Source organism: Promicromonospora vindobonensis (assembly GCF_042685865.1).
In the GTDB taxonomy this organism is placed as follows: domain Bacteria; phylum Actinomycetota; class Actinomycetes; order Actinomycetales; family Cellulomonadaceae; genus Promicromonospora; species Promicromonospora vindobonensis.
Genome location: NZ_JBHUOG010000002.1, coordinates 3,622,667 through 3,635,780 on the forward strand (window position 1 = coordinate 3,622,667; position 13,114 = coordinate 3,635,780).

10 protein-coding genes are annotated in these 13,114 nt (G+C 71.9%); 1 reads left to right on the forward strand and 9 read right to left on the reverse strand.

Going from position 1 to position 13,114, the window contains the following annotated elements; all coding sequences use genetic code 11:
* Positions 1-81: 81 nt before the first annotated feature.
* From ACFS27_RS29330 to ACFS27_RS29355, 6 genes are all read right to left on the reverse strand, one after another.
* A complete protein-coding gene (locus ACFS27_RS29330; RefSeq protein ID WP_377190933.1) occupies positions 82-2,385 on the reverse strand; it encodes a sodium-translocating pyrophosphatase in 2,304 nt (767 codons plus the stop codon).
* Positions 2,386-2,572: 187 nt separating this feature from the next.
* Positions 2,573-3,325, reverse strand: a complete 753-nt coding sequence (locus tag ACFS27_RS29335; protein ID WP_377190935.1) for an HAD family hydrolase — start codon at positions 3,323-3,325, stop codon at positions 2,573-2,575.
* The gene (locus ACFS27_RS29340) at positions 3,322-4,815 is read right to left on the reverse strand and encodes a helix-turn-helix domain-containing protein (protein WP_377190937.1); all 1,494 of its coding nucleotides are present in this window, start codon (positions 4,813-4,815) and stop codon (positions 3,322-3,324) included. The genes ACFS27_RS29335 and ACFS27_RS29340 overlap by 4 nt, the downstream gene beginning before the upstream one ends.
* Before the next feature lie 419 nt (positions 4,816-5,234).
* Complete coding sequence (locus ACFS27_RS29345) at positions 5,235-6,602, reverse strand: M18 family aminopeptidase (protein WP_377190939.1); 1,368 nt, start codon at positions 6,600-6,602, stop codon at positions 5,235-5,237.
* Between the two features lie 44 nt (positions 6,603-6,646).
* Entirely contained in the window at positions 6,647-7,858 is a 1,212-nt protein-coding gene (locus ACFS27_RS29350) for a hypothetical protein (RefSeq protein WP_377190941.1), read from the reverse strand.
* Positions 7,855-8,448, reverse strand: a complete 594-nt coding sequence (locus ACFS27_RS29355; protein ID WP_377190943.1) for a sigma-70 family RNA polymerase sigma factor — start codon at positions 8,446-8,448, stop codon at positions 7,855-7,857. The genes ACFS27_RS29350 and ACFS27_RS29355 overlap by 4 nt, the downstream gene beginning before the upstream one ends.
* A 140-nt stretch (positions 8,449-8,588) precedes the next feature.
* Here ACFS27_RS29355 and ACFS27_RS29360 point away from each other — a divergent pair, with 140 nt between their 5' ends.
* Positions 8,589-10,133, forward strand: a complete 1,545-nt coding sequence (locus ACFS27_RS29360) for an oxygenase MpaB family protein (protein WP_377190945.1) — start codon at positions 8,589-8,591, stop codon at positions 10,131-10,133.
* Between the two features lie 19 nt (positions 10,134-10,152).
* On the opposite strand, the gene ACFS27_RS29365 is transcribed toward ACFS27_RS29360, so the two are convergent.
* The 3 genes from ACFS27_RS29365 to ACFS27_RS29375 form a co-directional block, all read right to left on the reverse strand.
* Positions 10,153-10,608, reverse strand: coding sequence for a hypothetical protein (locus tag ACFS27_RS29365; protein WP_377190947.1), 456 nt, complete (start codon positions 10,606-10,608; stop codon positions 10,153-10,155).
* A 141-nt stretch (positions 10,609-10,749) separates the two neighbouring features.
* Positions 10,750-12,513, reverse strand: a complete 1,764-nt coding sequence (locus ACFS27_RS29370) for a hypothetical protein (RefSeq protein WP_377190949.1) — start codon at positions 12,511-12,513, stop codon at positions 10,750-10,752.
* The gene (locus tag ACFS27_RS29375) at positions 12,510-13,088 is read right to left on the reverse strand and encodes a sigma-70 family RNA polymerase sigma factor (RefSeq protein ID WP_377190951.1); all 579 of its coding nucleotides are present in this window, start codon (positions 13,086-13,088) and stop codon (positions 12,510-12,512) included. The genes ACFS27_RS29370 and ACFS27_RS29375 overlap by 4 nt, the downstream gene beginning before the upstream one ends.
* Positions 13,089-13,114: the final 26 nt, after the last annotated feature.

Below are 13,114 nucleotides of genomic sequence, written 5' to 3' on the forward strand. Positions count from 1 at the left end.
GTCCGCTTCGAGCATGCGATCAGGCCTGGAATCTCGACGGATTCCAGGCCTGATCGCATGCTCGAAGCGGACTTCCCGGTGCTAGACCGTCGCTTCCGCCCGGTCCTGCTCCGCCTGCTGCTCCGCGTCCACGCGGGAGGCCCGCATACGGGACCAGATGACGGCGCCGAACGCCACGGCCGCCGCCACGAGAGCGATGCCGATCCGGAGCGTGTGGTTGGCGTCCGCCGGGACGCTCATGGCCACCACTGCGGGGGCGATCAGCAGCGCGACCAGGTTCATCACCTTGATCAGCGGGTTGATCGCCGGGCCTGCGGTGTCCTTGAACGGGTCACCCACGGTGTCGCCGATGACCGTCGCCGCGTGGGCGTCGGAGCCCTTGCCGCCGTACTTGCCGTCCTCGACGATCTTCTTCGCGTTGTCCCAGGCGCCGCCCGAGTTCGCCAGGAAGATCGCCATGAGCACGCCCGTCCCGATGGCCCCGGCCAGGAATCCGGCCAGCGGCCCGACGCCGAGCCCGAAGCCCACCGCGATGGGAGCGAACGCCGCAAGGAGACCCGGCGTGATGAGCTCGCGCAGCGAGTCCCGGGTGCAGATGTCGACGACCTTGGCGTAGTCGGGGCGCTCGTCGTACGTCATGATGCCCGGGTGGTCGCGGAACTGGCGACGCACCTCGAACACGATGGCGCCGGCAGCACGCGTCACCGCGTCGACGGCGAGCCCGGAGAACAGGAACACCGTTGCACCACCGAGGATCACGCCGACGAGGGTGACCGGCGAGATGATCTCGTAGCTGAGCATCGAGGTCACCAGGCCGGTGCCGACGTTGCTGACCTGCGCGAGCGCGTGCGAGACGGCGTCGGCGTACGACCCGAACAGCGCGGTCGCCGCGAGCACCGCCGTGGCGATCGCGATGCCCTTGGTGATCGCCTTGGTGGTGTTGCCGACGGCGTCCAGGTCGGTGAGGATCTGCGCGCCCTCATCGTCGACGTCGCCGGACATCTCCGCGATGCCCTGGGCGTTGTCGCTGACCGGGCCGAACGTGTCCATGGCGACGATGACGCCGACCGTGGTGAGCAGGCCGCAGCCCGCGAGGGCGACGAGGAACAGCGCCAGCGGGACGGACCCGCCGGCCAGCAGGAACACGCCGCAGATCGCTGCGGCGATGATGCCCGCCGTGTACACGGCTGACTCGAAGCCCACACCGATCCCGGAGAGGACCACGGTCGCCGCACCGGTCCGGGAGGTCGCGGCGACGTGCAGCGTCGGCTTCTTGTCCGTGCCGGTGAAGTAGCCGGTCACCCAGAGGATCACACCGGCGAGCACCACACCGATGAGGACGGCGAGCGCCGACACGACGCGCGGGTCGGCGGTCACGCCGGAGAGGTCCGCGGTACCTGGCACCTGGGCGAACGAGGAGGGCAGGTAGGCGAAGGCAGCGATCCCGGCCAGTACGGCGCCGACGATCGCGGAGACGTAGAACCCGCGGTTGATCGCGGCGAGGCCGCTCTCGTTCCCGCGGATCCGGGTGATGAACACGCCCAGCAGAGCGACGAACGCGCCGATCGCGGTGACGATCAGCGGGAACACGAGGCCCTCCTCACCCATCGCGGCCTTGCCGAGGATCAGGGCGGCCACGAGGGTCACCGCGTAGGACTCGAAGAGGTCGGCGGCCATGCCCGCGCAGTCGCCGACGTTGTCGCCCACGTTGTCGGCGATGGTCGCCGCGTTGCGGGGGTCGTCCTCAGGGATGCCCTGCTCGACCTTGCCGACCAGGTCGGCGCCGACGTCGGCGGCCTTGGTGAAGATGCCGCCGCCGACCCGCATGAACATGGCGAGCAGCGCGGCACCGAAGCCGAAGCCCTCGAGCACGGCGGGCGCGTCGACGTCGTACACGAGCACGACGAGCGCGGCGCCGAGCAGACCGAGGCCCACCACGGACATGCCGACGACGCCGCCGGTACGGAAGGCGATCCTTGCGCCCTCGGCCCGGCCGCCGGGACGGGTCGCGGCCGACGCGACGCGGACGTTCGCCCGCACCGCCAGCCACATGCCCAGGTAGCCGATCGCCGCGGAGAACCCGGCGCCGAACACGAACGCGATGGAGCGCCCGATCCGGATGCCGCTGTCACCAGGCAGCAGGAAGAGCAGCCCGAACACGACGGCTGCGAACAGCACGAGCGTGCGGAACTGTCGCTTCAGATAGGCGGAGGCCCCTTCTTGCACGGCCTGGCCGATGTCCTGCATCTTGGCGGTTCCATCAGGTGCCGCGAGCACCTGGCGACGCAGCACGAACGCACACCCGAGTGCGGCAACCGCGATGACGGCGATCACCGCCACGGTGGTGTAGCTGCCTGCGCCGAAAACAATGCCGTCTTCGAGCATTCGTCCTCCTCGACGAGCTCCGGGGAGTTCCCCCAGAAAGTGTGTTGCCCTGCACGGGGTTGACCCGGGCAAGGCCTCAGCGTCCCGCCGGCAACGTCGATGGCGGGAAGAGACCAGAGTCTACCCACATGTGACGGCAGTCACTATGTCAAGGCCTCGGGGTACCCGCACCCGGTCCCGCCTGGGTCTACCGGGGTCCTGCGTCGGCGGTGAGCTCCCGGATCTCCTGGAGCAGCCGGGCGGCGTCGGTGAGGTCGGGCAGCACCACGTCGGCGCCCGCCTCGGCGAGCCGGTCCGCCGACGTCGTACCCGACGCCACGGCGATCACGTGCGCGCCACCCTCGAGCCCCGTGCGGACGTCCTCGAGGGAGTCGCCGACGATGACGGTGTTGCCGGCGGAGAAGGTGCTGTCGTACCGGTCGCCCGCGCGGCGCTGGGCGATCGCGACGAGCGCCGGCCGGTGGGCGTCGTCGGACGAGTAGCCGCCCAGCGCTGCGTGCACGTAGCGGTCCATGCCGAAGGCGCGCAGCTTGATCAGGGCGTTCGCCTCGAGGTTGCCCGTCACGACGGTCGGCACCAGGTCGGGCTCGGCCGCGACGGCCTTGAGCGCCTGCATGGCACCGGGGAGCACGGAGCCGAGCTGCCGCACGTCCTCGGCGTGCGCGGCGAAGCGCAGCGGCACCGCGTCGAGCATGCGTGGCAGCAGCTCGTCGACCTCGCGCGCGCCGACGCCGTTGTCCTCCAGCAGCCCGCGGATCGCCAGCGGCATGGTCACGCCGGTGCCCTTCGCCGGGAGGCGTTCGGCGGGCCGGCCGACGACCTCGGCGAACGCCTCCCGGTATGCCGTCCGGTCCACCTCCCCGACGTAGACGAGCGTCCGATCGATATCCCAGAGCACGAGGGCCCTGGCGGCGCCGCGGGAGGTGACCGGTGCGGTCACGACGCGAGCGCCGCGATCCGTTCGGTCAGCACCCGGGCACCTACCCCGGACCGCCTCGACGACCCGCCACGCCGGAGGTCGGCCGAGAGATCCCGCAGGTGCTCCCGCAGCCGTGCCGACTGCACGGTCTCCGCGATGCTCACCGCCTCGTCGCCGGCAGCGCACGCGGCGTCCAGGTCGCCCGCCCTGGCGTGCGCCTGAGCCGCCCGGCTCAGGAACAGCCCGTGCGTCCGGCGCTCACCGGCGCGCTCCGCCTGGATCGCGTGCCCGAAGCTCTCCACGGCTCGCGCCGTGTTGCCGAGCGCGAGGTGCGCCGACCCGGACTGCCCGTGGATCTCACCCTCGTTCATCCAGTACAGCCAGTGCGGGTCGTCCTCGCCGCGGCCCCGTGCGCACAGGTCGGAGGCCTCGCCGAGCGCCCGGCGCGCTGCCTCGCCCTCGCCGGCGGCGGCGTGGCCGCGCGCCTGCCGGGTGAGCAGCGTCGCCGAGAGGTGCGGCGCGTCGAGGCGAGCGATCCGACGTCGGCCCGCCTCGGCGGCGCGGACCGCGTCACGCGGGTCGCCGCTGGAGTAGCCGTGGATCGCGAGGTAGGAGAGAGCACCCGCGCCGAGCCGGTCGTCGGCCGCCGCGTGCGCGGCGCGCAGGCCGGCGAGCATGTACGCGCGCGCCGCGTCCGGGCGGCCCGCGTCGAACGCGAACCAGCCGGCCTGCGTGGCGGTGTCGGCGGCGACGGCGGTGAGCCGGCGTCCCGTCACCTCGTCGTACGTGCTGCGCTCCAGCACGCGGACCACCAGGGCCAGGTGGGCACGGGCCAGGTCGGCCACCGCACCGCTGCCCGAGCCCTTGTCCATGACCCGCAGCTCGTCGAGCGTGCCCTGGAGGTGCCCGCACAGCTCGTGCGAGACGCGGGTGCCCGTCGTGGCACGGCGCATCGGCTCGGCCTGCTCGGCGTCCCAGCGCTGGATCATCGAGTTCAGCGCGATGCCCGAAGCCGGGCGCGGGGTGTCGGTCCCCGCCGCGTCGCTCATCGCCGTGGCGGACACGGGGCCGTTGGCGTCCGTGGGCAGCCAGTCGGCGGTGTTGTCGGCGACGTGGGCCAGGCGGAGCGCCGTGAGCATGCGGTCCGCCGTCCACGGGAGCGTGGGGTCGGGCGCCGTCGGCGTCACCGGCTCCGGCGTCGTCGGCTGGCCGGACGCGGCGGTGCGCGCGGGAGCGGCGTCGGGCAGCGGGCTGATGCCAGGGAGCGGGAGCCGGACCAGGTCAGGTGGCGTGCCCAGGCCGGTGAGGAACTGGACCACGCGCGAGACGTCGGTGAGCCGGCGGTCGCCGCACTCGAGCATCGACAGGTAGGACTGGCTCAGCCCGGTCAGGGCCGCCACGTCCTCCTGGCGCAGAGGGACGAGCTGCCGCACCATGCGGCTGACCTGACCGAAGTCCCAGTCGGCGAGCGCCGACCGGACCGCTTCGTCCTGCCAGACCCGCGTCGGCACGCTGGGGAGGGAGACTACTGGAACTGATTCCGTACGCCGGCATGCGGCGCAACGCGCTTCGGAGTTGTAACGGCTGAGTACACAACCGCATCGGGCGCAAGTGCGAACGGTGGCACGAGGCAACGGGGGCTCCTGAGGTCCGGCATTTCTCTTTTGCCGAGTTCACGGCTCGGATGACCACAGTGGTATCACCCCCCTGAGGTCCATGCATCCGGACCGTACTAGGTATTTTCTTCCAGACCAATGGCCAACCTAGACCGTACGTTTTCGCAGGTCAGGCCCGGTCTCTTTTGGACAAACGTCCAACTAGCGCCCGAATTACGCCAATTGTAGACCGGGACAGAACCAACGAAACATGCATAAGCGCAGGTCGCTCCGATTAGCGGCGCATCCACCCGGTTCCGGGAGGATTCACCGGTTCAGCGGACGAGCACAGCCTCCATGGCACGCGCCAGGTACCACGGGTCGACGACGGCGGTGAGCTCGCGGGCCGAGTGCATCGACAAAATTGGTACGCCGACGTCCACGGTGCGGATGCCCAGACGGGTCGCGGAGATCGGTCCGATCGTCGAACCGCACGGCAGCGCGTTGTTGGAGACGAACTCCTGGGTGGGCACTCCCGCCGTGGCACAGGCGACGCTCCACGCCGCCGCGCCGTGCGCGTCCGTCGCGTAGCGCTGGTTCGCGTTGATCTTGAGGATCGGGCCGCCGCCCGCCACCGGGTGGTTGGCCGGGTCGTGCCGCTCGGGATAGTTCGGGTGCACGGCGTGCCCGACGTCGGACGACACGTGCAGCGACGCGGCGAACGCGCGGGCCCGCTCCTCCGCCGTCGCACCGAGAGCGGTCGAGATGCGCACCAGCACCTCCTCGAGGAACGAGCCTGCCGCGCCCGAGCGGGACGCGCTACCGATCTCCTCGTGGTCGAACGCGGCGAACATCTGGATCGAGCGTGCTCCGCCGGTCGAGCCCGTCGAGCCGGTCGAGCCCGCGGCCGGTCCGTTCCCCGAGGAGGCCCGCAGGAGCGCCGTCAGCCCCGCGTGGGTCGAGAGCAGGTTGTCGAGGCGGCCGGACGCGAACAGGGCCTGCCCGGCGCCGAACGTGCGCGGCTGCTGCGTGTCGGCCAGCACCACGTCGTAGCCGCCGATCGTGGCCGGGTCGACGTCGGCGTCCGCCGCGAGCGCCGCCAGGACGTCGGCGCTCTGCGCGTCCCCGAGGCCCCAGACGGGCTGCGTGTGGCGCTGCTTGTCCAGGGTGAGCCCGTTGTCGTTGACGCCCCGGTCCAGGTGGACCGCGAGCTGCGGGATGCGCAGCATCGGGCCGGTTCGCACGAGGTGCTCGGTGCCGTCGTGGGTGACGATCCGCCCGGCCAGCTCCAGCTCGCGGTCGAGCCAGGAGTTGAGCAGCGGTCCGCCGTACACCTCGACCCCGGCCTGCCACCAGCCGCCCGCTCCGTGCGTGGTCGGCTTGGGCTTGAGCTTGAAGCTCGGGGAGTCGGTGTGGGCGCCCACGATGGTGAACCCCGTGGTGGGGCCCGCGGCGTCGGGCACCGTGAAGGCGATGACCGAGCCGTCGCGGACCACCACGTAGCTGCCACCGGGGAGCACGGCCCAGGCGGCACCCTCGGCGATGCGGGTGAAGCCCGCCGCAACGGCGCGCCGGGCCACCTCCTCGGCCGCGTGGTAGGACGACGGCGACGCCGTCACGAACGCACCGAGGTCCTCGGTGTGTGCGCGGGCTTCCTCTGGAACGGCGGGCGTGGGCTGGGCTGAGGTTGTCTGGGCAGTCACCGAGCCATTATGTCGCCCGCCGGTCCAGCCCCGGATCGCTGGTGTCAGCCGGCCGGGACGAGACGGACGTAGCCGAGCACGACGCCCTCGGGCACGTCGGTGAGCACCACCCCGTCAGGTGCGCCGGGGACCGGCGGCGGCTCGTAGCCCGCTTCGTCGTCCATGGTCACCTTCTGCCCGTTGCAGGGGATGGAACCGCCCGTCCTGGCGTTCCCCCACTCGCCGACCTGGTCGTACGAGAGCGAATCGTTCGGGTCGGACGAGCTGCACCAGGCCTCGACCAGGTAGTCCCGCCCCTCCAGCGCCTCCGGGTTCTCCACGATCACCTGGTAGATGTCCCGGCGCTCCCACCTGCCCGTGCGGTCGATGACCGCGCTGCCGAGGCCTTCGTCCTCGATGAGCGATGCGTCGGGGGCTCCGGGCACCTCGATCGGCACCGGTGCTTCCTGGCCGCCCGTCCCCCAGTGCGGCTGCCCGTCCTCGACCGTCACCTGGAACGGCTCGTCGGTGAACAGCAACCGGCTGCTGGAGTACTCGATGCTCGTGGGGAAGATGTCGTACGTCCCGTCCGGGAGCGAGCCGGCGGGCCCCTCCACGAGGCACGACGACTCGCCGTCCTCGTACGCCGCCGGCTCGCCGTCCTCGCGCAGCAGGTACATGGGGGACTGCTCCTCCCACCACCCCAGGTCGACCACCCTGCCGTTCGCGTCGGTCCACACCAGCGTCGGCGCCTGGACGTCCTCCTCCGCGGTGTTGCCGTCGACACCGACCGGCACCGACGTCTGCCCGACGCCCCACTCACCGTCAGCGTGGTACGTGATCGTCTCCGGGTCCCCGGCCACCAGACGCGCGTCCGGGGAGAAGACGATGTCTCGCAGGTTCACACCGCACGCGAGGCTGGTGCCCTGGAGAAGCTCCGGCTGGTAGCCCTCCCGCAGCTCGATCTCCGGCAGGGCCGACGGCGAGGCCGATGACGTCGCGGGCAGCGGCTCGGACCGGTCCGGAGGCGCGAGCTGCGTCGCCCCCAGCACCAGCGCCGCGGCGAGCGCCAGCGCACCCCCGCCGAGGCCGCCCAGCTTCGCCGTCCGACGGCGGTGCACCCGCCTGCTCATGACGGTCATGGCCGCAGCGGGTCCCGTGGGGGACGCCGGATCCACGCCGTCCGCCATCGCACCGAGCGTCTGCGCAAGAAGGCCGGCCCCCGCGGGATCCACCCAGCCGTGGTCTCGGTCCCGGCCGTCGTCGTGCTGGTTCATCGGAGCTCTCCTTCCGCCGTTGCCGCTCCAGTCGGTTCGAGCACGTCGCGCAGCACGCGCATCGCATCGTGCAGGTGCCGCTTCACCGTGCCCGGAGCGTTCCCGAGCGTGTCCGCCACCTGCTCGATCGTCATGTCCTCGAAGTAGCGCAGCACCACGCATGCCCGCTGCCGGGGCGTGAGCCGGGTGAGGGCGTGCACCACGTCGGCGCGGGCCGTGACGCCCGAGTCGGGGAACCGCACCCGGTCGTCCGTGGCGACCCTCGGTTCGATGTCCGCCCAGCGCTTCTTGCGGCGCCAGCCGTCCAGGTACAGGTTCAGCATCGTGCGGCGCACGTACGCCTCCGCGTACTCGACCGGTGCGTGCCGGCTGTCGTCCGACGCGCGCCCGTCCAGCGGAACCGTGTACATGCCCGACGCCGCCCGACCGCGTACTCCGCCCCGCCGCACCAGGCGGGAGCAGTACTTGACCAACGCCTCCTGCACCAGGTCCTCCGCCTGCCGGATATCGCCGCACAGTGTGTAGGCGTACCCGACGAGCGCCGAGCCGCGCTGTGCGGCAAGCGTCTCCAGGTCTTCGTGCCAGCCCATTGCCGGCTCCTTCCTGCCATCCTGAACGTACCGACGAACCACCCCGGCGGGAGGTTGGGGCGTTTCGGCATCCGATCCCGAACGGCCCCTGCCGCGGCTGATGCTCGCCCGTACGCGCGTGGGCGGGTCAGGATGGGGACATGGTGCGCGGAGATGCAGCGAACGACGTCGGACAGCCCGCCGCGCTCACGTACCCCCGCCGGTTCCGCTCCGCCGAGGCCCGCGGAGCCCGGATCGGCCGGCCGCTGCGCCTGCTCGGCCGGGTACGCGGCGTGGACGAGGCGCTCATGGAACGGATCGGCCGCGCCTTCTTCGAGGCCGACGACGCCGGGGCGGCGCTCGCGGCGGCGATGCGACTGCCGTCCGGGGTGCCGGGGCGGGTGAGCCACCGGCAGCTTCGGGCGGCGCTGGCCGGCCCGGCCACGGAGCCCGAGTTCGGTCGGTTACACCGTGCAGAGGATGACCGTGCTGAGGATGACCGTGCTGAGGATGACCGTGCTGAGGATGACCGTGCTGAGGATGAGATCGGTCCGTTGGGACGAGATCGGTCAATCAACCGACCGAACTCATCCCAAGTGACCGATCTCAGCGCGCAACCCGAGCAACCGACCGAACTCAGCGCAGCACCGCGGGCGCTCCGCGAGTTCCTCGCCGAGGTCACCACCGTGCCCGACTGGGTGGACTGGGAACTCGTCGACACCGGCGCCGCCGTGCTGCGGCGGCTCGGGCAGAACGGCGCCGACGTGCTGCTCCAGCTCTCGCTGGTCGGCGGGTACCGGTTCGGTGGGCCGACGGATCTGCTCGCGGCGACCGGCGCGCTGACGGGCGGGACGCTGCGGCGGCTCGCGGAGACCCAGGAGTGGACGGTCGGGCTGTCCGAGCCGGGGTCGCTCCGGCCGTACGGGTCCGCGTGGCGGGCCACGGTGCACGTCCGGGCGATGCACGCCCTCGTCAACGCCTCGTTCCTCGGCCGTACGGACCCTGACGACGCGGCGTCTGGCTCTGCGGGACCTGTCGGCACCGGCCCCGACCGCACAGCTCGCGACGCGTGGGACACCGCGCGCTGGGGCCTGCCGATCAACCAGGCGGACCAGGCAGCGACGCTCGGGCTGTTCGACGCCACCCTGATCCTGGGCTGCCGGGCGCTCGGGGTGCGTATCCCGCCGTCGGACAGCCGGGCCCTGATGCACCTGTGGAAGTGGGTGGGGCACCTGATGGGCGTGCACCCCGACTTCCTGGTCGATGACGAGTGGGCGCGACACCGCATCAACTATCACGTGCTGCTCGCACAGGCCGACATCTCGGACGCCGGCCCGCGCCTCGCCCAGGCGGTCGTCGCGGCGCAGACCGACCGGACGTACCCCGGCCCGTCCTGGTGGCAGCCCGCACGGGCCTGGCTGGAGCGCGAGCGGCTGCCGTCGATGCTCACGATGTTCCTCGGGCCGCGCAGCATGCGGGAGCTCGGCCTGCCCCTGCGTCCGCCGTGGGCGCACGCCTACCTCCTGCCGCTCAACGTGTGGCGGTACCACCTGCTCGGACGCACCCGCAGGGGCCGCGAGCGCCTGGACCGGTGGGGCCGACGCCGGAGCGACGCGATCCTGGCGAGCTACCGCGCCTGGCCCGAACCGTCCGCCAGCGTCACGCGCACCGGCGCAGAGACAGGAAGCCAGGCGGCAGAATCCTGACCGAACACCGGCATCACGGCTAGACGTCGAACGTGCCGCCTTCGCGCAGGTGTGTGTACACCAGCGGCCAGTCTTCCTTTGAACCCTCGAACTCGGCAGCGCACGCGTTGGTAGCCCCCGTCAGCGCCCCCACGTCCCACGGCCCCTCCGGAGCGCCCTCCTCGGGTGCGTAGTAGCTCAGGTTGGAGGCGGTGCTGGACGGGATGTCGACCACCACACCGTCCTGCACCCAGATCAGCATCGGGTCCAGATAGCCGCTGAGCGCGGCGGCGTCACCAGTGAGCCGGGTGCCCGCTCGCCAGCCCTCCGCGTCCTGTCGCGCGCTCAGACCACTCGTCATCTCGAGCTCGAAGCCCCCGTCCGGTGCGCTCAGCAGATCCTCGACAGCCATACCGCAGTGCGCGTCGAGTCCCTCGACCTCGAAGCTGTTGAGCCAGCCGTGAGCTCGTCGTCCCAGCGGGCGCTCATCAGGCACCGCTGTCCTGGCCCCGTCGGATCGCTCGACCTGTCACGTGCCCGTCCCCTTGTCCGGTGTTCCTGTGCCCCGCTCTCACTGAGATACGAGCGGCGCACAGGAAACGTTGGGACGCACGCAGAACACTTCGTCCTCGGCCGGTCAGTCGCCGCCCGAGTAGTACCGCCACGTGCCGTCCTCGGCGATCCCGATCCGCATCCCCACGTAGCCGAACTCGTCGGCCCGTTGCGCGTCGGCATCCGCCTGCGTGAGCAGGCCGGCTTCCACGGCCTCCGCCCAGGCCTCGTTCGAATCGGCGAACTCCTCGACGGCGACGCGCGGCCAGGTGATCGTCTCGTTCCCCGGGTCCCCGCCGTTCACCTCGCCACTCGTACCTGCGAGGAGGCGAACGAGCGTCTCGTACGGCACGCCGGCGTCCTCGGGCAGCCTGAAGGTGTCCTCCGGCGTCGCATTCCCGAGCATGAGCTCCGTACCGTGCTCCGTGGCGAGCTGGGTCAGCCGCTCGGAGTCGCAGGCCAGCGCGGCCTCCACGATGGCCGCCGCGGTCGACCCGGCTCCCTCGCTCGGCGAGTTCGCCGGGTCGTACTCCAGGTCGAGACTGCTCGCGGAGCACTCGCCGGCGGCGTCTCCGCCGTCGGCCTCCGGCTCGACGTCCGCATAGGCGAGCGTGACGCCGTCGGGCACCTCCGTGAAGGCGACCGGGAAGTATGCGGAGCGGACGGCACCCTGCTCCTCCAGCTGCTCGATCGCCGTGGAGCTGGCCGTGAGCGCCGGAAGGGAGACGGTCTCGCCGTCACAGGGCAGTGTGGACTCCCCGCCGCCTGCACCGACGAGCCAGCCCGCGGTCCGGAGGGTGATCTCGTCGCTCGGGTCGGCCGACGTGCAGCGTGCCTCGACCGTGAACCGCTGCCCGTCGTCGGGGTACCAGCGCCAGTCCCCTCCCTCGTCGTAGGCAGTGCTGTAGGTGACGTCGCGCCCCCACGGTCCGGTCCGGTCCACGACGGCGCTACCCAGAGAGGGGGAGCTGGCCGACGGCTCGTCCGCGGACTCCGGCACCTCGAACGGAGCGGCCTCGCCGCTGCCCGGGTTCTGGTGCACCGCACCGTTCTCGACCGTCAGGACGACAGGGTCGCTCACCGCGAGCGACGGGTCCTCGCCCCCGACCGGGTGCACCCGGGTGAGGGCCCGGACGTCGTACTCGCCGTCGGGCAGCGGGGTCTGTTCGACCACACAGCTCGAACCCGGAAGGTCAGTGGCGCCCGAGTACCGCCCCTCCGGCTCGACGGGCACCGGCTCTGCGTCGGTACGGTCGCCGCCGAGGTCCACGACCTGTCCGTCCCTGCTCCACACGAGCACGGGCGGGACCGCCGGCGAGCTGTCGACGCCCTGGACCGCGTCCCATGTCAGGCTCACGGGCAGGACGGAGTCGTAGCGCCAGTGCGGCTCGCCGAGGGTCTCGGCGATCTGATGCAGATCGCCGCGCACCTCGAGGTGGTACTCGCTCGCTGTCGCGCGCTCCTCCAGGTCCGAGACGGGCATGCCGCACGACAGACCCGTACCCGCCAGCCAGTCCGGGGTGAAGTCCTCGCGCAGGCTGAGGTCGGGACCGGGCGTCGCGGTCGGGGCCGCGTCCGGCGTCGCGCTCTCGGACGTTCCCGGCGGCACCGGCTCGGCACGGTCCAGCAGCGGCGCCTGCGTCGCGCCGAAGGCGAGCACACCGACCAGCGCGAGGCTCGCGCCGGTGAGGCCGCCGATCTTGGCCGCACGGCGGCGCCGCACGCGGTCCCGCACCACTCCGAATGAGACGTGCAGGTCGTCCACCTCCGCACCGGGCATCGTGTCGGCAGCGCCGTGGAGCGCGCCGCGCAGGAAGTCGTTGTCACTGTTGGGGGTCTCGTGGCTCATCGGGCGGCCCTCCCTTCGGCAGGACGAAAATCGTCGGGGCGCAGGAGCTCCTGCATGTTCCTGGTGGCGTCGGACAGGTAGCGCTTGACCGTGCCCTGGGCCGTGCCAAGGGCCTCCGCGATCTGCGGCACCGTCATGTCCTCGAAGTAGCGGAGCACCACGCAGGCCCGCTCCCTGGCACCGAGCTGCGCGAGCGCCGCCATCACGTCGACGCGCGCCGAGGCGGCCTGGTCGGCGCCGCGCGTGCTGGCGTCGTCGGCCAGGAGGTGCTTGATCCCGCCCCAGCGCTGCCGCTTTCGGTAGCCGTCCAGGTAGATCGTGAGGACCGCGCGCCGTACGTAGCCCTCGGCATTCGTGAACGGGGAGTCGAGGTCGTGCGCCCGGCTTCCTTCGGCCACCCCCACCGCACTGCCACGCCCAGCGCGGGAACGCAGCCGCGAGTAGACCTTCACCAGGGCGTCCTGGACCAGGTCCTCGGCGAGTGCGCGGTCCCCCGAGAGCATGTAGGCATAGCGGACGAGCGCGCTGCCGCGCACCCGCATGAGCTCATCGAGCTCGCTCTCCCACCCCGCCATGGCCACCTCCCGGATGCGTGTGTGCT

Coding starts and splice junctions, on each gene's coding strand:
- ACFS27_RS29360 (WP_377190945.1), top strand. CDS start 8,589: ATGGTGCGCGGAGATGCAGCGAACGACGTCGGACAGCCCGCCGCGCTC.
- ACFS27_RS29330 (WP_377190933.1), bottom strand. CDS start 2,385: ATGCTCGAAGACGGCATTGTTTTCGGCGCAGGCAGCTACACCACCGTG.
- ACFS27_RS29350 (WP_377190941.1), bottom strand. CDS start 7,858: ATGAACCAGCACGACGACGGCCGGGACCGAGACCACGGCTGGGTGGAT.
- ACFS27_RS29355 (WP_377190943.1), bottom strand. CDS start 8,448: ATGGGCTGGCACGAAGACCTGGAGACGCTTGCCGCACAGCGCGGCTCG.
- ACFS27_RS29375 (WP_377190951.1), bottom strand. CDS start 13,088: ATGGCGGGGTGGGAGAGCGAGCTCGATGAGCTCATGCGGGTGCGCGGC.
- ACFS27_RS29370 (WP_377190949.1), bottom strand. CDS start 12,513: ATGAGCCACGAGACCCCCAACAGTGACAACGACTTCCTGCGCGGCGCG.